Raw genomic sequence first — 23,698 nt, forward strand, 5'->3', positions numbered from 1 at the left:
CGGGGCAAGCAAAGCAAGGCATTTTAAAAATTTTTCAGATATTTGTTCTGAGAAATTGACTGAAAACCTTGCCAGATAAGGATTTGATTGAATGACATTTGCGAGAATGAAACAGCCCTACCCAAACCCCGGAGCGCCTGAGGTTAACTGTGAGATGTTTACACGCGATTGTTCATATTTTTGTACCAATTTAAGAGCCACCGATAATTGCTGATTGTCAGTATTTCTGCACCGGTGCGATGAAATCTAAGCGGCGATCGCATCATCAACAATCTCTAAGTAGTGCCTCACCTCAAATCTAGAGAACTAACCCTTTCTTAATACCATAATTCGGGGATCAGGTCATAGTAACCAGCTTGTTGGGGTGGGTAAATACCCGCTTCGATTTTTTCGATAATAGTCGGCCAAGCTTGCCTAAAAGCGGCAGAACGCTCGTTGGGGTGCAAAGTCCAACCCTTGGCATTGGTGAGAGTGGCGCGATAGTAGTTGCTTTGTTCTAGGGAGCGAGAAACCATAATTTCCCAAGAATCAAGTTTTCCTTTCCCGGTCAAAATATTGCCCCAAGCTTTTAAACCATCGGGTAGATTATCGAGAAAGGTATTTTTATAAGAGCGCCAGAGGGGGGTGATCGGTAAAAGGCGATCATAGCGACGACAATTAAGTAAATAGGCACGGCTGCCAAAAAATTTAAATTGATAGAATCCGTCGGGATTTTTCGTGCAAGGATGGGGAGAATCAATCGTACCATCAGGCCGGGGTGGGCCGGACAAAGGACGCACAAACATCATTTCTGGATGGGTTTCCATTAACTCGATCCCTTCGCGGATCCAACTGTAATCCGGTTCTTGGTAGAGCATCATGTCACTGTCATAATGGACCATATAATCACTGCGACATGCCTCGATTTTGAAGATCGAGCCGAAAATCGGATAACCTTTGTAGTTATGGGTGGAACGGAGGGGACTGCCGAAATGCTTTTGATAGATACGCTGACGATAGCTGGGATCGTAGTTAAAATCCACTAGGCGATCGATTATGCCATCTTCAACTAATTTTTCAGCACAGGCTCTTAATTCCTCCATTGTACCCAGTCCGGGGCGATTAACCTTTTCCCCGCTTAGAGGGGCCGTATCAATAGCGAGTACCTTTTCCTGGAAGGGAAACTGACTCATTTTGACTAGATGGGGAATAGTGTTCATCATAAACCAGACATCGGTTCGCGCTGTAAAAAACCAGAGCGAACAACTTGGTAATCCCATTTTGTATAAACCTCACTTTTGTTTGGGTCTTAAATGGGATACATTATAGGGGAATCTTAGCGACAAGTTGACACAATTCCTGATGAACCTATGACTATAGCCCTCGATCGCTTACCCCAATCTTGGCAGGGTTTAACCCATCGTTTAACTTATAAGTATTTTCAGGTACGCATTGATACACCCAAAGACCCCTATAAAATTCTCTTTCGTCCCCAACCCTATCAGGTTTTATTTATTCTTAGCCACATGCGATCGGGTTCGTCTTTATTGACCCATATCCTCAATTCTAATCCTGAAATTATCGGTTTTGGCGAAACTCATCTGGTTTATGAGAGTGAACAGGATTTTAAAACTTTAATGTTTCAACTCTACTGGCGTTTGAAAGATTTAAACATGAATCATAAATATATTTTAGATAAAGTTCTTCACGATCAGAAGTTTTTAGATCATAGTTTTTTGCAATCTGATGGGGTTAAAACCATATTTTTACTACGAGAACCGCAACGCACTTTAGCTAGTATTCTAGATATTAAACCCCATCAAAACGAGCAGCACGCCCTGGGTTATTATACCGGTCGTTTAGCCACCTTAGAAAGTTATGCTCGTTTAATTAACAGCAAAGAAAAGAGTTTATTTATCACCCACGATCAAGTATTAAACCAAAGTCAGTTGGTTTTTAATAGTTTACAGAGTCATCTCGATACGAAAACGGGATTTTCTGAAGAATATCGAGTTTTAAAAACCACTGGTACTCGTGGTATAGGAGATTCTTCCGAGAATATCAAAGCGGGTAAAATTATTAAACAAGCCAGAAAATTAGATATAGAAATTTCCGACGCTGTTTTAACCCAAGCCCAAAAAGCCTACGATCGATGCTACGAAACCCTCAGCCATTATTGTCATTGTATCTAAGCTGAATTGGGGATTAGTAATAGCTTTCATTCTCTCCTCCGAGTGCTAAGAAAATCCCCCTAACTCAACTCTAAGTTGAGCTTTTAGCCAGTCAGATTAGCCTTCAATATTAGCAATTGTAAAGCCCATCTGACACTCGTAGAGATTGGGCTGTTGGCTGCCCCCTTTGCCCAAGGAGTGACCACAGCCTAGTTTACCCTCTCGCCACCGGGGTTGCCCCTGCTGGTTGGCTAAAAGACAGCCCTGACAGACAGAACCCGGATCGAGAATGTGTTCGTCGGTTAAAATCACTAACATGACGTTCACCCCCATTAATCTCCGATCATTTTTGTCTCTATTGTAAGGGGTTTTTTCTGAGATGTAGTGATGCGCTATACAGTCCTTCCCCTTTCCTAGCCGTCACTTAACCTGACGGTATATATTAAGAAAAGCAACAAATACTTTACAGATAAACAAAAGTATGCAGCAAATTCTAGGATTAGAGACACAAGCAAAAATCTGGCATTGGCGGGGATTCAAAATCACCTATCAAAGTGCGGGGGAGACAGGGCCAGCGATCGTGCTTGTGCATGGATTTGGGGCATCTTGGGGACATTGGCGGAAAAATATCCCCGTTTTAGGCGAAAAATGTCGCTGTTTTGCCCTAGATTTAATTGGTTTTGGCGGTTCCGACAAACCCGAACCAAAAAACCAGATCGATTACACTTTCGAGACTTGGGGGGCGCAAATTGCCGATTTTTGTCGGGAAGTGGTGGGTGGTCCTGCTTTTTTGGTGGGTAATTCCATCGGTTGTGTGGCTATTATGCAGGCTGCCGTCGCTCATCCCGATTTTGTCCTTGGGGTGGCGGCGATTAATTGTTCCCTCCGACTACTGCACGAAAGAAAACGGGGGGAATTAGCCTGGTATCGTCGTTTCGGCGCGGATTTTGCCCAAATAATTCTAAAAAATAAGGCAATTGGGGCTTTTTTCTTCCAACAGATCGCTAAACCCCAGACAGTGCGTAAAATTCTCCTGCAAGCTTATCGGCGCTCGGAAGCGGTAACGGAGGAATTAGTAGAAATAATCTTAAAACCCGCCAGAGATCCAGGAGCGATCGAGGTTTTCCTCGCTTTTACCGGTTATTCTGGCGGACCACTGCCGGAAGACCTACTGCCGATTCTCCCCTGTCCGGCTATTCTGCTTTGGGGTAGCGAGGATCCCTGGGAACCATTGTCCTTGGGCCAAGAATTAGCACGATTCCCGACAGTAAAACAGTTTATCCCCTTAGCCGGTTTAGGCCACTGTCCCCAGGATGAAGCCCCAGAAATAGTTAATCCGATTTTATTAGACTTCCTGCAAGCTCCTATCTAAGTCCCTCTAGTAACCAGAAGACCTCGTATTAATGGGTTGTTGAATGGTGAAGCCTCGGTTAGTAGTTTGAGGGGGAACTTGATTGGGGGTGCCATTATTGTTAGGTGGCATTTCTTGATTAGGATAACCAGTGACGTTAGGTTGATTGCCATAGACGGGGGCCTGATATACGGGGGGTTGATAATAGTTGGATTGGTTGCTAGAGCCAGGTACCGGGTTAGGGTTGGCATTATTCTGGAAGGGTAGGGGCGGAACATTTTGTTGATCAGGGGAATAATTTCCCTGGGGGTTGACTTGATTCGGGTTGCCCCCGGGGTTGAGATTAGGAGAATTATTCAAGTTAGCAGTCCGCGAGCGCTTTTCGATTTCCCTTTGTAAAGGATAATTGCTATTGTTGCCACTAATCGGTTGCACTTGAATCGGTTGCAGACTTTTACTAGCCTTCGGTGGCTGATTTTGCTTAGTCTGCGGCATTAACGGGGCGAATAAAGAGGGTTCCTGGTTGTTATTGGGATTAGTATTTAAAGGCTCAAAAGTACCAGTCGAGGAAGGTTTCCTCAGGGGAGCGGTATTATTATCGACAGGAATGGCCGGCAGTGGTACAGCAATGGGGGGAGGAGAATCGGTAATCTGGTCAGCCCGGATTTCCCGTTCCTCCAAGGACATTCTTGGGGTATCTGATACCGAACCCAACCATTGAGGATTCTGTTGATATACCCAGAAAGCAATTAGAGCCAAGGAAAATATCCCTAACGGTAGCCAAAATAAAGGTTGGGCAAAGGGTTTTAATCCTGCCAAGAAATAGCGCATGGAAGAAGAATCTTTATAGCCACTCATACCGCTTCACTCTCTATAGGTTCTCCTCTATGCTATCAAATCACAGTTATCAGTGATCAGTTATCAGTGATCAGTTATCAGTGATCAGTTATCAGTGATCAGTTATCAGTGATCAGTTCACTGAGAAAACTCCCCACACCTCCCTGCCCCCCCGATGTCGGGAGGGTTGGGGGGGCACACCCGTTACAGTAGAGCAGGAAGTCGCCTTCCCACCCCCTGCTTCAAAACCGGACTTACGACTTTCGCCGTATCCGGCTCCTGAGTAACTAGGCTACTGTCATTAGTAGAATAATAATGGGAATTATTATTTCCTTGTCTATTCAACTCTCTTGGCTGTATCCCCACCAGACAAGATTGTTGGTTTTAGGGCGTATATGACCGTTGATTGTTGCTTAGACTTCCTAGTTACCCGTCCTTTGTCAGCATATCTTTGATATTACTCAAAGCCTTGGCTTTTAAGGACATCCTCTCCCTCTATTGACTTGCGGATGGTTTCCTACTGCCCCGAACGGGCAGAGTCAATCAGGGTTACTTCGTTCCCTATAACCATTGGTTGAACCGTATTTGATGATACTGTCCACAACAGAGTAACGGGAATGCCTTACTGATAGTGGTATGAGCTATCAGCCCCAACTCTGTTAACTTTTGTTTCGAGCCTGTCAGCCTTTTGGCTCGTGGGTGTTGACGATGGTTAATTCGTATCTTCGCCCCAGGGCTATCGATATGTTCTGGCTCAACGGGTTTCTGATTTAGGCTATCAGATACCGCTTTTTTTCCTCGCTCACTACCTCAGATGTACCAAGTCTAAAGCAGCAGGAAATGCCGTCACTCTAGGCATCTAGAGGACAGGACTAAGGTTATTACTAACCCGCACCTGTAGGGTTATAAAGTTATCAAGGTACTACATTTACCAAGCGGCTAATCCTCTAAACGTCTTACTGTCTAGTTTCTAGCCAACGAATCGCACCACACCCTACACCCTACACCCCACACCCCACACCCCACACTGTTCACCGAATAGGTACTGATACTATTTGGGAACGATTGTCAAACAATTGTAAAACTTCGTTATATTTAAGGAACATTTGAGAGACTAAGGAGCAGCGGAGTTGTGGCTTTATACGCGGATTTGCATCGGCATTTAGGGGGATCGGTAGTACCGAGAATTCTCTGGCGCTACTTTCACAGACATGAGCGGGATTTAGCGGCCAAATTCCCAGAATACCCCGCTTTTGAGGAATTTTACACCCGCGAACGCAATAGTTTAGATGAGTATTTAGAATTACACACCCTTGTGGAAAGTGTTCAAACCGCCCAAACTTTGCCCTATTTTATCTATCGTCTGATTCGCGGTGCTTACATCTTCGAGAATCTGGCCTATTTAGAATTGCGCTATACTCCTTACTATCGCACCGACGAACATTTGAACCAAACAGAGCGCATCGAGCAAATGCGATCGATTGTCGAGATCGTTGGTCAAGCCTCGAAAATGAGCGAATATCCGATTATTACCAGTCAAATTCTCTGTATGCACTCGCGACTTCCCTACGAAATCAACAAAGCGATCGTTGATCTGGCCCTAGGGATGAGAGAATACGTCTGTGCGATCGATATTGCTGGGGGTGATTCCTACTACCAAACTCGACTAGAGGAATTTGCTGGTTTATACAGTTATGCCAGGGAAAACGGTTTAAATACCACCGGCCATCTTTACGAAACAAAGAACGGTTGTTATCCCCAATTACTGCCCTATCTGCAAAGAATTGGTCACGGTATTCAAATTCCCCTACAATACCCAGAATTGCTGCCGGAAGTTGCCCGTCGTCATCAATGTTTAGAAGTCTGTCCCACCACCTATTTAAAAACTGGTACCCTTGAGAGTTTATCGCAATTAAAGATAGTCTTCGATCGCTGTTTGGAAGCGGGGGTTGATATTGCTATCTGTACCGATAATGCTGGTTTACACAATGTCCGGCTGCCCTTCGAGTACGAAAATTTACTCACCCTAGATGTGATCGATTTCCGACAATTACAAGCTTGTCAAGATGCGGCTTTTCGCCATGCTTTTGCTTGGCCCTATAGTCAAAAACCCGCCTCACTTTTAACCGGTTTGTTATCAGTGGATAATGCCAAATTACCGGTTTATCAGTAACAAAATTAACCTTAGTTCGGGTTAGGCAAATTCTTTACCGCTCCCGAACTATAGCGTTTTTCCACTCTCCTGCATCTGGTTTCGGTAATTCTACTGAATCTTGATTAAACTTAACCCAAAGAGAGTATAAGTACAGAGAGAACCAAGACCGAACATCAGGGAACGAGCGATCGGGATATTAGTGATATAAAAAAGGGAAAATAGAAGCCGGAGGATCACGAAAGCGATCGCACAGGCAGCGGCCAGGGATGAGGGGACTCCCGTGACGTAGGCCATGAGAGCGGCAGCACTATAGATCATAAAGGTTTCAAAACCATTTTGATGAGCCCAAGTTGCTCGTTTAGCGTAGTCTGGGAGTTGCTCGAACATGGCCCGGGGGGCGGAGGTATCGTAACCCACCTTAGCTCTAGCGTAGGCCACCAGCAGAAAAGGTAGATAGACAGAGATAGCGGCAGCCACGATCGAATAGAGAAGAATGGCACTGACGGAGAGATTCATCGCTGAATTTAGTCAAAATAAAATAGGGTAACTAGCTTGCGTTGATCTTCCGCTTCCGCGCAGGTTTGCAAAAGGGTTTGACTGTCGTGGAAAGCAAAACAGATTAACTGTTGACAACGATTGATAATCTCCCGATTACAGAGGCTGCTGGCTTCCCCTAGGGATAGATGGTCATTTTCGGGACATTCCACCAGATGGATAACCTGCTGGAGTTGTTCTTGGGATTCCAGGGGCTGGCGATCGAGACTTTGGGGTAAGATCACGGTTAACAGATTAGGATCTGCCCGCATTGCCCCCTTAATGACGGCGGAATTGGTTCCCGTCGCCCCGGAGGTCATAATCCGATTGCCCGCCAGCACGAGGGCATAGGCCATCATTTCGATCAATTGCTGGTGGGTGATGGGAACGTGACGGGAACCCAATAAGGCGACGCGCTTAGAACCGGTCTGCTGAATGGCGGCTAGTTCTTGAGCTAGAGTGTCTAGGGTGTTAGTGGTATCTACAGATTGACTCAAAGACTTTTACTGCAAATTCGGACTGATTAACCGTCCGTTATTGTAGCATCGAATTGTCATGATTGGAAATTTGGACTAAAAAACCCCAGATGCTCATCGAGGTGTCCTTTCTGTGGCCCCCTTGAGCCGTCAGAAATTGTTATCGATGCAGAAGTGCCTCTAGATTCTGCGGTAAGATGGGTGCATAGACGATATTTACCCCAGAGCCATGACCACTTCTCCTGTTCCTCAAGGGGACGATTTTAGCGATCGCCCAATCCGTCCCGTACAGTATCGGGATTTGGAAGACATTGAAGCTTTAACCCTAGATGACTTCGATGAGGATATTGATCGTCGCGCCCAAAATTTCCGCACGCAGGTGCAACGGGTGCGGCCTTGGTTTGGGTTGTTTAAAATTCTCAGTTTTTTTCCCAATCCTCTGCAACACCGTTTTCATGTCTATGTGGCCGAGTCCCTGGCCAATCGGGGAGAAGAAGGGAAAATTCGCGGGGCCATCCAAGTCACTCCTTTTAATAGTAGTCGCAGCACTTGGCGGGTGGAACAGGTGCGGGTGCATCCGGCGGAGTCTTTAGGCGAACCCAAGGGCATCGGGGCGCAATTACTGCGTTATTGTCTAGAAACGGTTTGGGAAGCGCGCACCTGGGTGTTAGAGGTTAATATCAATCAAAAGGACAGTTTAGCCCTTTTTCGGCAACACGGTTTTCAGCCTTTGGCAGAATTAACCTATTGGTCTTTACCGCCGCAATTATTACAGGAATTGAGCAAACAAGAGGCAGATTTACCGAATTTACTGCCTGTGAGCAATGCTGACGCTCAATTGCTCTATCAGTTAGATTGTGTGTCTATGCCACCGTTACTGCGTCAGGTATTTGATCGCCATATCCAGGATTTTAAAATCAGTTTAGTTGATAGTTTGTTCGGTCGCTGTCAAAGTTGGTGCGGCGGTCCGCAAATTAGTCGCGGTTACGTTTTTGAACCACAACGAAAAGCGGCGATCGGTTATTTTGAATTAATCCTATCTAACCAAGATGAGCGACCCCATCAAGCGAAATTAATTGTCCATCCCGCCTACACTTGGCTCTATCCTAAGTTATTGATCCAGATGGCCCAGATCACGCACAAGTATGTCCCTCGATCGCTAGAGTTGATATCGGCTGATTATCAGCACGAAAGACGGGAATATCTGGAACAATTGGGAGCAATCCGCAGTTCCCACACCCTGATGATGTCGCGCTCGGTATGGCACAAAATCCGCGAAACTAAGCCGGAAAATTCCGCCCTGGCAGAAATGCTGCAGGGTTTACAACCGGTGCCGCGAACTCCTATCCCTAGTCGGATGTCTTGGTTAAAATGGCCTAATAATCCCCCCCTAGACTCCCTCGACAGTACGGGGGAACTTCCCCCAGTCAAACCGCCCTCGGAACCCCCCGATCAGGGGCATCCAGTGTGATGGAAAGAGTCGCCGCTTTGGGCTTAGATATCGGCAAAAAACGGGTAGGAGTGGCAGGCTGTGACGGCACCGGTTTAATCGCCACCGGTTTGACCACGATTATCCGTTCTTCCTTTGTTGCTGAGGTAGCACAGTTTGAGGCGATTGTCAAGGAAAGAAATATTAAGATTTTGGTAGCGGGACTGCCCTATACCATGGCGGGAGAGTTAGGATTTCAGGCTAAACAGGTACAAAAATACGCCCAGAAACTAGCGATCTGCTTGGATTTGCCCCTCGAATACATTGATGAGCGTTGCACGTCCCTAGAGGCGGAAGAATTCTTAAAAGCCAAAAAACAGTTTTCCTCTTGGGATAAGGGAGCGATCGATCGGGAAGCGGCGGCGATTATTTTACAACAATGGCTTGATCGCCGACGGCATCGACAACGCATCTAAAAGCAGTTGTCATCGCCCGTCTCGCTCTTGGCGAATCAATACCGTACTGTCTAGCCATTCCACATCATTGGGGAATTCCCGATAGCGTTGTTTGACTGCCTCGATCAAAGCGGGAATCGACTGGCAGCGGCGATCGGGAGTTTGAGAGTTTTCTGGCGATGCGGACAAGTTCGGACTAGCTTCTGATTCCGGCGACGACAAGAGACGTGTGGCTAGAAATTCGGTAAAATCCAAGACCTCTCTCTGTTTGTCTGGCGGCAAATCACGCCATCTCGATAGCAATAACTGTTCGCTGTTCATCAAAAGAATCCACTAAGAAACTCGGTCACTGATTGAACGAACAAAACTGATAACTGATAACTGATAACTGATAACTGAATTTAGATAGACACTTCGCTTAATTCGCGAGTGAGATGATCAAAGGGTTCAGCGATCAAAGAGGTGTCGGCAATACCCGCCTCAACAGCCATGGTTTGAATCATTTCGCTCATGATTTGGATACCGCGCACCGTCGGACCGATGGGAACACCGAGGGAATTATAGGTTTCCCGCAGTCCTTGCAGTACCCGCTCATCTAGAACATTAGTATCGGCAGCCACCAGCGCATAACTGGCATAGCGGAGATAGTAATCCATATCCCGCAGACAGGCAGAATAACGACGGGTGGTGTAGGCATTACCCCCGGCGCGGATCAATTCGGGAACTTCTTCAAATAGACGAATCGCCGCCCCACGCACGAGCGCCGCCGAATTAGCGTTAATGAGGGCGGCGGCAGCTAGACGGGCAGTTCCCGAGGCAAAATATTGTTTAAGATTATCGATCGCATCTCGATCGAGATAACGTCCGGTGACATCGTATTTTCTAATCAGGCTAGTTACCGCGTCTCGCATTATTAAGTTTCTCCCAACAGCAATAAAGACATTTTTGAGTTTCGCTTTATTTATAATCTCACAGGGTTGAACTTCGGGGGACATCCCCAGTCTAACTCTCTTGCTTGTCTAACAATTTGTTGTTTTTTTGAGACATTTCTTTACATTTAAGGCATTGGCTGGACCGGCGCTGGGTGGCGGAATTATCCTTTATTAGTCGAGGTAGTGGACGAGGCACTCAAAATAACGAGATTATCCCGATGAATAATGGTTTCTGCGGCCATATAACCTAATAAACTGGCAATACGCTCGGAATGTTGACCTTTCACTCGATCGATCTCCTCACTACTATAATTAACAATTCCCCGGGCCAATTCCCGGCCTTCTCGATCGCACAATTGCACCGATTCCGAGGCGCTAAATTCCCCCTCCACTTTGGTAATCCCGGCCGCGAGGAGAGATTTTCCCCCCTGACAAATGGCTTGAATCGCCCCCGCATCGAGATAGATTTGACCCATGGGCATTAGTCCGTAGGCGATCCAGCGTTTGCGGGCGTTATCACTGCGTTTTTGTGCTTCAAAACGGGTTCCGATCGCCTCTCCTGCCATAATTTTTAAGATATTGCTGGGCTGCCGTCCCCTAGTAATCGCCATTTCTACCCCGGCGCTGGTGGCAATTCGGGCCGCTGCCAATTTAGTCGCCATACCCCCGGTCCCCCACTGACTGCCACTACTACCGGCATCGATCGATAGTTGCGCTAATTCCGCGGGAGTAACTCGGGCAATGGCCGCCGCTTCGGGAAATAACCGCGGATCGGCACTGTAGAGGCGATCCACATCGGTGAGGATAAATAACCAGTCAGCCTCGATTAAACTGGCCACAAGGGCTGATAAAGTGTCATTATCGCCGAATTTTAACTCATCGATCGCCACCGTGTCATTTTCGTTGACAATGGCAATCACCCCTAATTCAAACAAAGCCTGAAAGGTATTATAGGCGTTGACATAACAGGTGCGTTCCATCAATTCGGGACGGGTGAGCAAAATTTGGGCGATCGGTTGACCAAGACTGGTAAAGAGGTCATCATAGATCCGCATCAGACGACCTTGACCGACGGCAGCGATCGCTTGTTTGAGGGCGATTTTTTTCGGTCTTTCCTGTATTCCCAGACGACGGCAGCCCACCCCGACGGCCCCGGAAGATACTAATACCACCCGATGACCGGCAGCGCGCAACCGGGTGAGGACTTCCACTAAAGCGGCGATCGTGGAGAGGGATAATTGGCCGGTTTCATTATCGGTCAAACTGGAAGTACCGATTTTGATCACTATGGTTTGGTTCATCGTCAAGGCGCTTTTTTTGGAGGTTTTGCTAAGTAGGTAGGCGTTAAAAATTATCAGACACCCCCGTTATCAAGGGTAGGGTTGATTCATGAATCAACCCTACCTTATTAAGGGGGGCAGGGGGGATCGAACCTAAAATCGATTTTTAATTTAATTATAACCAGCTACTTAGATAGCCAAAGCTTTGATGGCAACTTTAATTAAAGTATAAAAACGGGGTTCAGTGACGTTGACTTCTCTAGCTTGTTGCCGATTTTTGCCTAATAAACCAATGCGCTGCCCTTTCTGCACGACTAAAATATCGCCCTGTTCATTTTTGATGCGAATCTCGTTTAAATCACCCCAAAAACTACATTGATACATTTTATCGGCGTGCATAAAAATTGCTTTTTTAACATTATCATTTTCTTGGGGTAATCGCACTCCCACTAATTCAATTTCTATGGTTGTATTACCATTCCAAGTATTTTCTTTGAGTTTATAGGCAATATCTAAACGAGTTGGTAAAGGACAATATTCGCCCCAACGCCATGCTAGGGCTTGAATTTTGGTATCATCCCTTTGAGCCAGCAATAATTTTAAATGATTTTTTCCGATGGTTTTCTGTTCCACTACTCGCACGTTAGGAGTCCAAAAAACGGGTAATTCATTGCCGATTCCCCAGGGTTGCAAACTATCAATTTGTTGAAAAAGTTCCAGGGTAATTTGTTTAAAGTCGATGATAGTATCAATTTTAATTAAAGGTTTTAATTGTTCTATTTGTAAAATTTTGTGAGAAAATTGACTTAATCTTTGTTTAAATGCTAGTAAATTAGCTGTGGGTAAACTAAAACCCCCCGCCATTTTATGACCGCCAAATTTTCCTAGTAAATCTTGGCAAAATTGCAGGGCTTCAAAAACGTGAAATTCTTCAATTCCTCTGGCAGATCCGCGAATTTTACCCGCATCTTCTTCCTCGTAAGTACCGATAAAAACTGGCACTCCGTAGCGTTCCACCAAACGGGAGGCCACAATACCAATTACCCCATGATGCCAATCTTTTTCCACTAATACTAAAACTCGATCTTGTTGCCAAAGAATCGGAGTTTCTTCCACTAATTTAATCGCTTCTTCTTCAATTTTTTCGCACAATTCTTGACGGGTACGATTAATTTGTTCGCACTGCATCGCTCTTTCTAAGGCAATTCCTGCCTCATCGGTGGTTAATAATTCAATAACTATCTGGGGATCACCAATTCTGCCAATGGCATTAATTCTCGGCCCCAATTTAAAGCCAATATCATCCGGTTGTAATTGCTTTTGTTCCTCGCTAATTCCCGCTATTTGCATGAGGGATTGAATCCCGACTAATTGGGATTTGGGTAATTTTCTTAAACCCCGTTTTAACCAGCGACGATTTACCCCGATTAATGGGGCTAAATCTGCTATAGTGCCTAGGGTAAATAATGCTAATAATGACTCGGTTAATCCCTGTAATTTACCCATTTTTTGGGCAGTTGTCACCGCTAAAATATAGGCGACTCCCACCCCCGCTAATCCCTGATAGGGAGAGTTCGGGGTTAATAATTTCGGGTTGAGAATAGCGGAGGCATTTGGTAAAATTGGCGGCAGATCGTGATGATCGGTGATAATAACTTTTAATCCTAATTCTATCGCTAGGGCGATCGGTTCGTGAGCGGAAATACCATTATCAACGGTGAGAATCAATCCGACTCCCGATTCGGCAAATTCTTCGACAATGCGCTGATTAATTCCGTATCCCTCTTTCATGCGACTGGGTATGGCATGATTTACCCTAGCGCCGAGATGTCTTAAGGCTCTTAACAGTAAAGATGTACTGGTCATGCCATCGGCATCGTAGTCCCCACAGATAGCAATTTTATCGCCTCTAGCGATCGCTTTTACTAATAAATTGACACTTTTTTCTAAGTCGGGAAATTCTCCCAGGGGAGAGGGTAAGGTATCCACTTCAGGATCTATATAAGTTTTAGCTATTTCTGGGGTATCAATACCGCGATTAATTAAGATAGTTGCTAATAAGGATGATAGTCCCATTTCTCGCGCTAAACCCTCGATTTTTTCGGGATTAGTTGCGGCAATATACCAGCGTTGGATGGGATATTTGTAGTCCATTTTTTGTTAAGTAAAAAGGTAGGGTGCGTTAGGGAAGCGTAACGCACTAAAAACAAGGGTTAAAAGCGGATTTGGATAGCCCCAGCGGGAGGTTGAAAGGGGAGATTATTATTATTAATTCTCAGGGGAGAAGCAGGTACTACCTGCACATTTGGGGTGGTGGGTTGACTTTCGTTGGTACTCAGTAAAGTCAATTGATTAATACTAGAATTAATCGCAAATTGTTGGGTAATGACTCCCGACGGACAACAGGAAGGATCCCGGGGGAGAAATCTTCTCATATTGACGGTGATCGTACCATCTTTAGCACTCAGATTATCGACAATTACTCGATCGGCTAACAGGACAGTATCGGTGTTAGTGGCAGTACCGTTATTATCAATCACTAGGGCTAAGTAATGTAATTGCTGTTGATTTCTAGTAATCACTCTTAACACGACAATACCATCAGTCCTTTGATCATTATTATAGTCCCCCATCAAAGCTTCTCGACTGACTTGCACTCCTAAAATCTCTCCCTCATTGGATTGAAAAATACCATCGCTGACAATTACGGAACCCCGATTGGGAATGTTATAGACGGTATTCCTTAAATTATCCACGCTCAGGGGTGTAGATTGGGCAAGTAAGGGCAGAGAATTATTTAATAGTAAACTGATACCTAGGAGAATAGATTGAGGTAAAATTGCTAATTTAATCATGGTTTTGATGGGTTGGGTATATTTTCTTGAGTATCGAATAACTGCACGTTATTAATGGTACAAACCATCCCCTGTTGTGCGGCTAATTTATCTCGCCATTGCCTTAATTGTTGTTGACCATTACTACCATTTAACCAGTAAACTGTCAAGATGCCGAGGGTTTGTTCTGGTTCACAGGAAAAGCTGAGAGTTTGATCGGGTATATCGGTATTTCCTTCACCACATTGCCAACCTTGTTTTTCAATTAATTCTTTCCAACCTTTCTCTTCTTTGGCAGCCACGGCAATGCGTTGATCTCCTCGGTTACAAACCCAATTTTTCTGCTGGGTGGGATCATTCGGTATGTCACCAAGATTGGGGGAATTTTGCTTAATTGGGGGCAGCGAGGGAACTTGAGCATGAACAGAAAAAATCGGTAGTATTAACCAAGTACCGATGAGCATTTTTAACAGTTTCATCCTTTAAAATTGCCATATTTAGGGATTTATGCCTTTAGAATATCACGTTTTTGAGGTATGGATAAAATACTCTCTTAAGATATGTTTAAATCTTTAATTATGGTTTCGATCGCATCAAAGGAAAATTCTCTGGCTAACTGTTGTAAACCTTGGGCAAGGGTAGCATAATCGGCGGGAATTTCTGCGGTTAGGGCGATAATTTTTTCATCATCACATTCTCGCGCCGCTTGTTGCAATTGTCTAATCCAGTCGGGACTGATTAATTTTAATAGGGATTGCAGGGAATCGAGGAAAACTGGCGAATAATTGGGCTGATTTGGCTCATTATCGGCATAAATATATTTTAATCCTAAATATTCGCTCATTTTTTGCCAGATAACTTCCTCTCGGAAAGGTTTACGCACGAAATCATCACAACCGGCGGCAATAACCAAGGCGCGATCCTCTTCAAAAGCGCTGGCAGTTAGGGCAATTATCACCGTTTTTCCGCGATTATCGGCCTCTAACTGCCGAATTTCCCTGGTTGCTTCGTAACCGTCTTTCACTGGCATTCTCATGTCCATCCAGATAAGATGAGGTTGCCATGCTTGCCAAATTGCGATCGCTTCTTGTCCATTAGCGGCCTCTTGCACGGATAATCCTAGGCTAGTCAGGAGTTTTAGCAACAGTAAACGGCTTTCTGGTCGATCATCGACGACTAATATGCGATATTTAGGCTGATTTTCCGCTAAAGCGATCACTTTTGCCCTATTGGTTTCGGTTTTAATCTCATTTTCCCCCACTAAACCCACCTGAATATCAAAACTAAAAACACTTCCTTGACCCAGAATACTACTAACTCCGATCGCACCTCCCATCAACTCAACAAATTTTTTACTGATAGGTAAACCCAATCCTGTCCCCTGTTGGGATTTTCGTCCCGTTTCTGTTTGGTTAAAGGGTTGAAATAGCTTATAAATCTCCTCTGGAGCGATTCCTGCGCCTGTATCTTCAATTTCCCAGAGCAATCGCTGATAATCTCCTCTTTTCTCCCCTACTTTTCCCCGGAGAGTTACCCCTCCCGACTCGGTAAACTTCAATCCGTTACCCAAGAGATTGATGAACACCTGTCGCAATTTACTTTCATCAGTACATATATATTGAGGCAGATCGGAGCTGCGATCAAAAATTAAGCTTAAAGCTTTTGCCTGCGCTTGTGGACGGAGCATTTCGGCAATATTATCTAAAAGAGCGTATAAATCAAAATTACTAGGGTTAAAAACCGTTCTTCCTGCTTCTATCTTCGACATCTCCAGAATATCGTTGATTAACTCTAGTAAATGTTCCCCGCTACGATTGACAATTTCCAAATATTGCCGATATTCACTGCTGATGCTGCTATCCCGGGATATTAAGCGAGTAAAACCCAAGATAGCATTAAGAGGAGTGCGTAATTCGTGGCTCATGTTAGCTAGAAACTCACTTTTAGCTTTATTTGCCTTAACCGCCGCTTCCTTAGCTTCTTTTAACTCTTTTTCCGCTTCACATCTACTTTGTGCGATCGCAATTAATTCTCCCAGCAACCGCACAAAGGTGACATCTTCCCCTGTCCATTGCTTTTCTGCACTTGCATCCAATCCCAGATAACCCACCGTTATCCCGCAACTATCCCACATGGGAACGATTAAGAGACAGGGAGTAGAACTATGAGCGAGAATAGTTCTTTCAGGGATAGCAGTAGCGGGTAAATCGTCTAAAGAGTTCAGTTTAACTGGAATACCGTTTAATAATTGTTCGGAAAACCAGGGAAAGGTTTCCGTCGAGAGATTTTGTGATTGTTCCCGAATCGGGATAACTTGCGGATAGTCGGGGTGACAGTATTCATAAACCATACTCCACTGCTGACGACAGGTGGAATATTGAATAATGTAACAGTGAGCGCTCTGGGTAAATTGACAGAGCAGTTCTAGGGTATGATCGATCGCCAAGTGGATATCTTGAGAAATTAGTAATCTTGTCACCCGTGAGAGAAAATTATCGCGATAGGCCTGCATTTCTAGGGCTTTTTCCCGTTTTTTAGACTCTAGTTCCTCAAAATCACTCATAATCAGTTATCAGTTATCAGTTATCAGTTATCAGTTATCAGTTATCAGTTTCACTAAAAAAAGCTTCCCATCTGCTGTCTCCTGTCTTCCTAATCAAAAAACAGTAAACTTTTCCCCTATCATGTTCTATAGGAATTTTACCGAATCAATATGCTCAAATTATTAGCTTCTCTCCTTCTCTCCTGCTGTATAGCCTTGGGTGTTTCCCTGTCACCGGCTGCTGCCATGGGAGTCTATGACCTCCCCATTTTAAGCTCTGGAGCGCCCACTTATGTGGTCGATCCCGTTGCGGCCATTAGTGCCGCTAACGAAGGAAAATTAAATAAGGACCTGAAAAATCTCGCTGAAAAAACCGGCCAAGAAGTGAGAATGGTGGTAGTCCGGCGCTTGGATTACGGTCAAAAAATTGACAATTTAGCCGATGATATCCTGAGAGAATGGTATCCTAATCCCGAAGATCGTGCCAATCAAACTATCATCGTCCTTGATACTTTAACCAATAAAACTGCGATTCGGGTTGGGGAGGAAGCAAAACCCCTATTAACCGATGCTATTGCTGATAGTATCCTCTCGGAAACTATGGCAGTTCCCCTCAAAGATGGGGGAAAATATAATCAAGCTTTACTCGATGCTAGTCGTCGTCTAACGGCGGTACTTTCTGGAGAAGCGGATCCCGGACCGCCGGAAGTAGCGACAATTAATATCGAAAGTACCTTTACTACCGCAGAAGAAACTGACGATAAAAGTGCCACAATTTGGGTGATAGTTTTACTGGTTTTAGCCACAGTAATCCCCATGGTTACCTATTTTTGGTACGCTGGTTTTGGTCGATAAATTAAATTAATGTTCTGGGACTGATACAGCTAAAATATTCTCAGGGATAGCTCAATTCTCAGCCTGTATGAGCAAGATGAAGTAACTTCTAAGTGGGTGGGTGGAATTAAATATAAGATGAACGTAGGTTGGGTTGAAGCATGAAACCCAACGCCCTACAAATAATTGTGCCTACCTACTTAGTAGATTTTAGTTGTGTCAGTTCACCACATTTGCTTAACCTTAATAACTAATGTCTAGACTGGTAAATAAATTACAATCCTATTATCGACAGGAGGAAGGAGCTTACTTAATTGAAATTAAACTTAATCAGTTACAGCAAGTCTTTAATTCTCTCGATCCTTCGCCATTTTTAGATAGAGATTTAGATGATAACGCCGAAAATTATATTATTAACTCTGTGGATGAATTTCCCCTCAATACCCCCCTTAAATTAGTCTTTTATCTCCCCAGTCAAGAACAGAATAACGCCCGAAATCTGTTACCCTCAGCTTTACATAATTATTTTGACTATCGCCAACAGGGAGAACAAAGAAAATTACGCACAATTTGGCGACAGGGACGCATATCTTTAATAATTGGTCTCTCCTTTCTTTTTGTTTGTTTGAGTCTCAGCGAATTAATTGGTCGTTTTGGCAGCGATACATTTATTCACTTCTTAGAAGAAGGATTATTAATTAGTGGTTGGGTGGCCCTCTGGCGACCTTTAGAAATTTTTCTTTACGAATGGTGGCCCGTCAGTTATCAACAAAAGATTTTTGCTAAACTGGCCTACATCCCCATTGAAATCCGTCTATTAGAGGAACCATCCACCCCAGACTCTTTTCGATAGAGCTAATCCTCCCGATGGCTTGTCTTCAAAGTTACAAAGCTTTTATTTGAAGCAGTTTATAATAAAAGTAACTCTGTACAAAGCTTATCGGGTTTCAGCTTGGCTATTACTTTATTCTCAAACTTTTAACTAAGTAGGGTTTGCTGAATAAATCTAAAAACCTTGTTGGATAAGGCTTTTAGACTTTTTTTCCCTGAAAAAGTGCCTACCATTGGAGTGATTGGGGGGAAAATTTAGGGATTTTTTCCCTGAAAATTAGGTAATTGACCACCTGAAAATGGGTAAAACCCCACACCCCACACCCCACCTGCCCCCCCGATGTCGGGGGGGGTTGGGGGGGTCACACCCTGCCCCCACGAAAAACTTTTTCAGCAGCCCCTAAGTAGTCGGGCCTAACTTTTTTCAGTCTGGCGATTATTGTCGTTTCATCTCTACCAATCCTGACAAAATTTCATCTAGATAGGAGTCCTAATGTTAATCCATGTTGGTTATGAATTTGGCTTTGATACACCCTTACCCGTGGTCATGTTGTTAAAACTTTATCTACACCCCTCAATTTTAAATCAAGTTAGACAATCGGAAAATTTGCAGGTGGAACCGGCAACAAAAATAGAAGAATTTTTAGATAGCTTCGGTAATCGAACCAGTCGTCTAATTTTACCCGACGGACAGATCCGCATTCACAATGAAGCAGTTATCGAGAATGAATGGAAACCCGATATCGTTAATGGGAATGCCCAAGAAATTCCTTTAGCAGAGTTACCAACCCAAGTTTTTCCCTACCTAATGAGTAGCCGTTATTGTGAAGTAGATTTGCTTTCGGAAATTGCCTGGGAACTTTTCGGACAAACTCCCCCCGGTTGGGCAAGGGTACAAGCGGTTTGTGATTGGGTTCATAGTCACATTCGTTTTGGTTATGAATACGCGCGGGTGACGAAAACCGCCTATGATGTCTATCGGGAAAGAACGGGGGTTTGTCGCGATTTTAACCATCTAGCTTTGACTTTTTGCCGTTGCTTAAATATTCCCGCCCGTTATGCCTCCGGCTATCTCGGAGATATCGGTATTTCTCCCCAACCTCTACCGATGGATTTTAGTGCTTGGTTTGAAGTCTATTTAGACCATCAATGGTACACTTTCGATGCTCGTCATAACACCCCCAGAATCGGGCGAATTTTAATGACTCGCGGCTTAGATGCCGTCGATGCTGCCCTAACAACTTCTTTTGGTCAAGTAAATTTAACAAATTTTAAAGTATGGACGATCGATGTTTCCCACCTTTATGCTTAATCAGAGTATTTATTAAACCTCTTGCATAATTAATTTTTGAGGGTTCAAAAACGGCAAAAATAAGGATTAAATTGCCTGAAAGTGCCAGCCATTGGAGTGAACGGGGGGAATAAAACCCTACACCCTACACCCCACACCCCACCAACAAGCTTTTTGCCGCAAAACCCAGATAAAAATTACTTTTCTACCTTAACCCGTTGAGTAACGACAACAATCCCATCTCCTTGAATTAAAATCGCCGATAACCAACGATTTTCTGGTGTTGCCGGCGCTTTTACCCGCTTAAACAAACCGCCGGACTGTAATAATTCCAATTCTAGAGGCTTTGTATTAATATAACGTTCAATATCTACTTTCTCATCGATCGCCGCTCCGGCCAATAAATCATCCCCTAAAGGTTGGCGAACAATCACATCAAAATCAAATTCTTGACCCACTTTCACCCTTTCCGGAATTCTCACTTGAATACTGGGGGGATTTTTGCCGGTGCTTAACTCGACTCTTTCGCTTAAAATCTCCTGATAAACCAGTTTATTCCCTTGAAATTGTTGACGAGAACGAATCGTGGCATTCATTCCCACCACTCGTCCCTGCACCTTTCCCGTCCCAGTAATTTTAGTAATTGTATTGGCCGTTAACTTGTCCCCGGAACGACTCCAAGATTCGAGAGTCGTGGTGTATTGTAGATTGTTATAACGTTCCCAAAAATGAGTTAAAGCCTTTTTAGTTTTTTCGTAGGTCAAGCCATCGGAGTTAGTAAATTTCGGACTATAAAACTCCATTAATTGCTTGAGATCTCGCTCGTTAGCCGCCGTTTCGATTTTGGAGATAAGCGTTTTTAAATTAGCTGGAGCAGTTTCTGGCTTTTCGGCCCGCAGAGCGGTGGCAAGGGTAAAAGTTAACCCCAAACCTAACAGCAACGATAGGGAAAAATTGAGGGATTGACGAAAAAATTTATCGGGGATCGTGTTCAAGTTACGCATTAGTGATAGTTTGTGTAAGGATCGATCAATAACTATGGTAGATTATTTCATTCTAGGGCTGAATTTACCCTCTCTCGAATTATGGCACGCACTCCAACCCGTCTCTTGATTGCCGCTAGTGGTACTGGTGGTCATTTATTTCCCGCCTTGGCCCTGGCCGAGCGCTTGCCGGATTACGAGATTGAATGGTTAGGAGTTCCAGACCGTCTCGAACAGTCCTTAGTTCCAAAAACCTATCCCCTGCACACCATCCCCATTGAGGGATTTCAAACCCGTTTGGGGTTAAAAACTCTCAAGATTCTGTTCAGTCAACTGCGGGCCATTTGGCAAGTGCGTAGTTTAATCAAAAAACGTCAGATAGCGGCAGTTTTTACCACTGGGGGTTATATCGCGGGCCCGACCATTTTAGCGGCTCGTTTAGCCAATATTCCCGTCATCCTACACGAATCTAACTACATACCGGGCAAAGTCACGAAAGTTCTCGGTCGCTGGTGCGATACGGTTGCCCTCGGTTTTCAGGGAACCGCCAGCTATTTACCCGGCACTCGCACCACTTGGGCTAGTACGCCTGTACGAGAGCAGTTTCTCATTCCCCAGTCCCTAGATTTACCGATTCCAGAGGATGCTTTTTTAATTGTCGTTGCCGGTGGTTCTCAAGGGGCCGTGGCTCTTAATCAAATTGTCCGGCAAAGCGCTCCCCAATGGTTAGAAAAAGGCATTTATATCGTGCATCTCACGGGAGAAAACGACCCCGAAGCGGATAGTTTGCGCCATTCTAACTATTTTTCCCAGCCTTTTTACGACAATATGGCAGGATTATGGCAAAGAGCTAATCTGGCTATCAGTCGCTCCGGTGCCGGCACTTTAACAGAATTAGCGATCACTTGTACGCCTTCGATTTTAATTCCCTATCCTTTTGCTGCCGAAGACCATCAGTTCTATAATGCCCAAGTTTTCGCCGAAGCTCAAGCCGCTTATCTTTATCGTCAAAATGAGTTAACTGCTCAGTTTTTAAGCGAATTAGTCCTCGATTTATGGTCTAATCCCGAAAAATTGGCCGCCATGGCTCAACAAGCTTCTCATCTAGCTATTAGTGATAGTGCCGATTTATTAGCCGATTTGTTGAGAAGAAAGAGTCAAAAAGATAATTTTTGAAACAAATCAGCTACGGGAAAAGTGAACCCCGGAACCACATCTTCCCCCTCCAAAAAATCTCCTGATGTTAATAATCCCTGCGGTTCGTACCCGGAACGATAAACTAAAACATAGTGTTGACCTGGACTGATAACCCAGAGCAAACGAGTCCCATTGGCAAAATACTCGGCAATTTTGTCCTCGATTTCTGCCACTGTATTCCCTGGAGAGAGAATTTCTACCACTAAATCTGGCCCACCTTCTAAAAAACCCGTCGGCAATTCTTCCAATCCTTGCAGACGTTCCTTGGCAAAAAAGGCTATATCGGGAGAACGTTTATTGCCATTTTTCATAGTAAAAGCAGTGCTGGAGTCCAATAATACACCTAGTTTTCGAGATGTTACTAAAGCGAATAAAGCAGCACTTAAAAGAATGGCAATATAACCGTGTAAAGCCCCAGAATTTCCCATATTAGTTAACTCTCCCTTGACCAATTCGTAACGATTACCATCGTCAGGTAACGCCATAAATTCTGCATCAGTCCATACTTTTTTCTCTGGAGTTTTCATCACAGTAGTTTCTCGAATAGACATAATTTATCCTCGGTAAATATTCACAAGTAAAACCCTTAAAGAATTTCCTGTAACATCCGATTGGCCTGGGAAGCGTAACCACCACCAAATAAATTAAAGTGATTGAGAATGTGGTAGAGATTGTAAAGAGTTTTGCGCTGTTGATAACCGGCATCGAGGGGGAAAACATCGTTATAACCCCGATAAAAAGCCGCCGGAAAACCGCCAAAAAGTTCCGTCATGGCTAAATCTACCTCCCGGTCTCCCCAATAGGTGGCCGGGTCTAAAATTACTGGTTCCCCATCGACGGTAATGGCCGCGTTTCCCGACCATAAATCACCGTGGACAAGGGAGGGATGGGGTTGATGCTGACTCAAAATCTCGCTAATAGCGGGAATAACTTGATCCTCGTCGGGAAAATTGCCGCCGCGCTCCTTCGCAAGTCTTAATTGATAGCCAATACGCTGATGAGCGAAAAAATCCGCCCAATTGTTACTAATGGTATTAATCTGGGGAGTAGAACCAATGGTATTATTACAATGCCAACCAAAGCGATCGGATAGGGAAACTTGATGTAAATGAGCTAAATTTCGCCCCATTTTTTCCCAGCTTTGACTATTGCCACCGCCGAATTCTAGCCACTCTAGCACTAAATAACTAGATTTCTCGGCAATTCCCCAACAAATTGGCTCTGGAACCCTGATAGTTTTGGTAGCGTGAATTTGCTTTAATCCTAAAGCTTCGGCTGCAAACATGGCCTCTTGGTTCGCTTGGTTAATCTTGACAAAATAAATTAAACCATTGCCACTAACGGCATAACCCTGATTGATACAGCCACCACTAACGGGATGACTTTTCTCAATTTCAAAGGGTTTTTCCGTGGTTTGGGTAATATGTCGGGCAATTTGAGTCCACATAGGTTATCAGTTATCAGTTATCAGTTATCAGTTATCAGTTGTAAGTTTTAAGTTATCAGTTATCAGATGTAAGTTATCAGATGTAAGTTTTAAGTTAATTAGTTATTTAGTTATCAGATGTAAGTTAATTAGTTATTTAG

Annotated in this window: 24 protein-coding genes; 9 read left to right on the forward strand and 15 right to left on the reverse strand. The window is 44.3% G+C overall.

The window, feature by feature from the left end:
- Positions 1 to 317 precede the first annotated feature (317 nt).
- A complete protein-coding gene (locus H6F92_RS20285) occupies positions 318 to 1,259 on the reverse strand; it encodes a hypothetical protein (RefSeq protein WP_190359246.1) in 942 nt (313 codons plus the stop codon).
- 90 nt (positions 1,260 to 1,349) lie between these two features.
- Here H6F92_RS20285 and H6F92_RS20290 point away from each other — a divergent pair, with 90 nt between their 5' ends.
- Complete coding sequence (locus tag H6F92_RS20290) at positions 1,350 to 2,171, forward strand: sulfotransferase family protein (RefSeq protein ID WP_190359247.1); 822 nt, start codon at positions 1,350 to 1,352, stop codon at positions 2,169 to 2,171.
- A gap of 96 nt (positions 2,172 to 2,267) precedes the next feature.
- Here the strand turns inward: H6F92_RS20290 and H6F92_RS20295 are convergent, their stop codons facing one another.
- Positions 2,268 to 2,468, reverse strand: coding sequence for a hypothetical protein (locus H6F92_RS20295; RefSeq protein ID WP_002769558.1), 201 nt, complete (start codon positions 2,466 to 2,468; stop codon positions 2,268 to 2,270).
- Positions 2,469 to 2,631: 163 nt separating this feature from the next.
- On the opposite strand from H6F92_RS20295, the gene H6F92_RS20300 reads away from it, so the two are divergent.
- Positions 2,632 to 3,522, forward strand: a complete 891-nt coding sequence (locus tag H6F92_RS20300) for an alpha/beta fold hydrolase (RefSeq protein WP_190359248.1) — start codon at positions 2,632 to 2,634, stop codon at positions 3,520 to 3,522.
- A 6-nt stretch (positions 3,523 to 3,528) separates the two neighbouring features.
- Here the strand turns inward: H6F92_RS20300 and H6F92_RS20305 are convergent, their stop codons facing one another.
- Entirely contained in the window at positions 3,529 to 4,359 is an 831-nt protein-coding gene (locus tag H6F92_RS20305) for a hypothetical protein (protein ID WP_190359249.1), read from the reverse strand.
- Positions 4,360 to 5,470: 1,111 nt separating this feature from the next.
- Here H6F92_RS20305 and H6F92_RS20310 point away from each other — a divergent pair.
- The gene (locus tag H6F92_RS20310) at positions 5,471 to 6,511 is read left to right on the forward strand and encodes an adenosine deaminase (RefSeq protein ID WP_190359250.1); all 1,041 of its coding nucleotides are present in this window, start codon (positions 5,471 to 5,473) and stop codon (positions 6,509 to 6,511) included.
- A 90-nt stretch (positions 6,512 to 6,601) separates the two neighbouring features.
- Here H6F92_RS20310 and H6F92_RS20315 read toward each other — a convergent pair whose 3' ends face one another.
- Positions 6,602 to 7,009 (reverse strand): MAPEG family protein, encoded by a 408-nt coding sequence (locus H6F92_RS20315; protein ID WP_190359251.1) that lies wholly within the window; start codon positions 7,007 to 7,009, stop codon positions 6,602 to 6,604.
- A gap of 8 nt (positions 7,010 to 7,017) precedes the next feature.
- Entirely contained in the window at positions 7,018 to 7,524 is a 507-nt protein-coding gene (locus H6F92_RS20320) for a hypothetical protein (protein ID WP_002741066.1), read from the reverse strand.
- A gap of 208 nt (positions 7,525 to 7,732) precedes the next feature.
- Here H6F92_RS20320 and H6F92_RS20325 point away from each other — a divergent pair, with 208 nt between their 5' ends.
- Complete coding sequence (locus H6F92_RS20325; RefSeq protein WP_190359252.1) at positions 7,733 to 8,974, forward strand: GNAT family N-acetyltransferase; 1,242 nt, start codon at positions 7,733 to 7,735, stop codon at positions 8,972 to 8,974.
- Positions 8,974 to 9,408 carry a Holliday junction resolvase RuvX gene (gene ruvX, locus H6F92_RS20330; RefSeq protein ID WP_190359253.1) on the forward strand — a complete coding sequence of 145 codons (435 nt, stop codon included), beginning with the start codon at positions 8,974 to 8,976 and terminating at the stop codon, positions 9,406 to 9,408. Before H6F92_RS20325 ends, ruvX begins: the two co-directional genes overlap by 1 nt.
- Positions 9,409 to 9,417: 9 nt before the next feature.
- Here the strand turns inward: ruvX and H6F92_RS20335 are convergent, their stop codons facing one another.
- The 7 genes from H6F92_RS20335 to H6F92_RS20365 all read right to left on the reverse strand — a co-directional run bounded on the left by H6F92_RS20335 (position 9,418) and on the right by H6F92_RS20365 (position 16,996).
- Complete coding sequence (locus tag H6F92_RS20335; protein ID WP_043997245.1) at positions 9,418 to 9,708, reverse strand: hypothetical protein; 291 nt, start codon at positions 9,706 to 9,708, stop codon at positions 9,418 to 9,420.
- 80 nt (positions 9,709 to 9,788) lie between these two features.
- Positions 9,789 to 10,382 carry an allophycocyanin subunit beta gene (gene apcB, locus H6F92_RS20340; protein WP_199308273.1) on the reverse strand — a complete coding sequence of 198 codons (594 nt, stop codon included), beginning with the start codon at positions 10,380 to 10,382 and terminating at the stop codon, positions 9,789 to 9,791.
- A gap of 98 nt (positions 10,383 to 10,480) precedes the next feature.
- Positions 10,481 to 11,620 (reverse strand): glutamate 5-kinase, encoded by a 1,140-nt coding sequence (gene proB, locus H6F92_RS20345; RefSeq protein ID WP_242030208.1) that lies wholly within the window; start codon positions 11,618 to 11,620, stop codon positions 10,481 to 10,483.
- A 168-nt stretch (positions 11,621 to 11,788) separates the two neighbouring features.
- Positions 11,789 to 13,753: a single-stranded-DNA-specific exonuclease RecJ gene (gene recJ / locus H6F92_RS20350; RefSeq protein WP_190359255.1), complete on the reverse strand. Its 1,965-nt coding sequence runs from the start codon at positions 13,751 to 13,753 to the stop codon at positions 11,789 to 11,791.
- Positions 13,754 to 13,812: 59 nt separating this feature from the next.
- Positions 13,813 to 14,454 (reverse strand): LppP/LprE family lipoprotein, encoded by a 642-nt coding sequence (locus H6F92_RS20355; RefSeq protein ID WP_190359256.1) that lies wholly within the window; start codon positions 14,452 to 14,454, stop codon positions 13,813 to 13,815.
- Positions 14,451 to 14,912, reverse strand: a complete 462-nt coding sequence (locus H6F92_RS20360; protein ID WP_190359257.1) for a hypothetical protein — start codon at positions 14,910 to 14,912, stop codon at positions 14,451 to 14,453. Before H6F92_RS20360 ends, H6F92_RS20355 begins: the two co-directional genes overlap by 4 nt.
- 74 nt (positions 14,913 to 14,986) lie before the next feature.
- Complete coding sequence (locus H6F92_RS20365) at positions 14,987 to 16,996, reverse strand: response regulator (RefSeq protein ID WP_190359258.1); 2,010 nt, start codon at positions 16,994 to 16,996, stop codon at positions 14,987 to 14,989.
- A 150-nt stretch (positions 16,997 to 17,146) separates the two neighbouring features.
- Between H6F92_RS20365 and psb32 the strand changes: the two genes are divergently transcribed.
- The 3 genes from psb32 (at position 17,147) to H6F92_RS20380 (ending at position 19,952) form a co-directional block, all read left to right on the forward strand.
- Positions 17,147 to 17,830, forward strand: coding sequence for a photosystem II repair protein Psb32 (psb32, locus tag H6F92_RS20370; RefSeq protein WP_190359259.1), 684 nt, complete (start codon positions 17,147 to 17,149; stop codon positions 17,828 to 17,830).
- 232 nt (positions 17,831 to 18,062) lie between these two features.
- On the forward strand, positions 18,063 to 18,662 hold the full coding sequence (locus H6F92_RS20375) for a hypothetical protein (protein WP_190359260.1): 600 nt from the start codon (positions 18,063 to 18,065) through the stop codon (positions 18,660 to 18,662).
- 471 nt (positions 18,663 to 19,133) lie between these two features.
- Entirely contained in the window at positions 19,134 to 19,952 is an 819-nt protein-coding gene (locus tag H6F92_RS20380) for a transglutaminase-like domain-containing protein (protein ID WP_190359261.1), read from the forward strand.
- A gap of 176 nt (positions 19,953 to 20,128) precedes the next feature.
- Here the strand turns inward: H6F92_RS20380 and H6F92_RS20385 are convergent, their stop codons facing one another.
- Positions 20,129 to 20,935 carry a nuclear transport factor 2 family protein gene (locus H6F92_RS20385; protein WP_190359262.1) on the reverse strand — a complete coding sequence of 269 codons (807 nt, stop codon included), beginning with the start codon at positions 20,933 to 20,935 and terminating at the stop codon, positions 20,129 to 20,131.
- A gap of 81 nt (positions 20,936 to 21,016) precedes the next feature.
- Between H6F92_RS20385 and murG the strand changes: the two genes are divergently transcribed.
- On the forward strand, positions 21,017 to 22,090 hold the full coding sequence (gene murG, locus H6F92_RS20390; RefSeq protein WP_190359263.1) for an undecaprenyldiphospho-muramoylpentapeptide beta-N-acetylglucosaminyltransferase: 1,074 nt from the start codon (positions 21,017 to 21,019) through the stop codon (positions 22,088 to 22,090).
- Here murG and H6F92_RS20395 read toward each other — a convergent pair.
- Positions 22,072 to 22,662: a Uma2 family endonuclease gene (locus H6F92_RS20395; RefSeq protein ID WP_190359264.1), complete on the reverse strand. Its 591-nt coding sequence runs from the start codon at positions 22,660 to 22,662 to the stop codon at positions 22,072 to 22,074. The two genes, murG and H6F92_RS20395, sit on opposite strands and share 19 nt — an antisense overlap.
- A gap of 35 nt (positions 22,663 to 22,697) precedes the next feature.
- On the reverse strand, positions 22,698 to 23,558 hold the full coding sequence (locus tag H6F92_RS20400) for a fructosamine kinase family protein (RefSeq protein WP_190359265.1): 861 nt from the start codon (positions 23,556 to 23,558) through the stop codon (positions 22,698 to 22,700).
- Between the last annotated feature and the right edge of the window lie 140 nt (positions 23,559 to 23,698).

The sequence above is a fragment of the Microcystis wesenbergii FACHB-1317 genome (assembly GCF_014696875.1).
In the GTDB taxonomy this organism is placed as follows: Bacteria; Cyanobacteriota; Cyanobacteriia; order Cyanobacteriales; family Microcystaceae; genus Microcystis; species Microcystis wesenbergii_A.